The organism is Rhizobium sp. A37_96 (genome assembly GCF_053521765.1).
Map to the genome: position 1 here is coordinate 1 of NZ_JBNWDS010000054.1, position 836 is coordinate 836.

General features: G+C 61.4%; 1 protein-coding gene. It reads left to right on the forward strand.

The genetic code is table 11. The annotated features are described in order from the left end of the window. On the forward strand, window positions 1-836 hold an 836-nt coding region (locus tag ACQZ6J_RS33890), incomplete at both ends, for an elongation factor Tu (RefSeq protein WP_449087238.1).

The window sequence follows — 836 nt, forward strand, 5'->3', positions numbered from 1 at the left end:
GCCGACGGCCCGATGCCGCAGACGCGCGAGCACATCCTGCTGGCCCGTCAGGTTGGCGTTCCGGCGATCGTTGTGTTCCTGAACAAGGTCGACCAGGTTGACGACGCCGAGCTTCTGGAGCTCGTCGAGCTTGAAGTTCGCGAACTTCTGTCGTCTTACGACTTCCCGGGCGACGACATTCCGGTGATCAAGGGTTCGGCGCTTGCCGCGCTTGAAGATTCGGACAAGAAGATCGGCGAAGACGCGATCCGCGAGCTGATGGCGGCTGTTGACGCCTACATCCCGACGCCTGAGCGTCCGATCGACCAGCCGTTCCTGATGCCGATCGAAGACGTGTTCTCGATCTCGGGCCGTGGTACGGTTGTGACGGGTCGCGTCGAGCGCGGTATCGTCAAGGTTGGTGAAGAAGTCGAGATCGTCGGCATTCGTCCGACGTCGAAGACGACGGTTACCGGCGTTGAAATGTTCCGCAAGCTGCTCGACCAGGGCCAGGCCGGCGACAACATCGGCGCGCTGGTTCGCGGTGTTAACCGTGACGGCGTCGAGCGTGGCCAGATCCTGTGCAAGCCGGGTTCTGTCAAGCCGCACAAGAAGTTCATGGCCGAAGCCTACATCCTGACGAAGGAAGAAGGCGGCCGTCATACGCCGTTCTTCACGAACTACCGTCCGCAGTTCTACTTCCGCACGACGGACGTGACGGGCATCGTGACGCTTCCGGAAGGCACGGAAATGGTTATGCCTGGCGACAACGTCACGGTTGCGGTTGAGCTGATCGTTCCGATCGCGATGGAAGAGAAGCTTCGCTTCGCTATCCGCGAAGGCGGCCGTACCGTCGG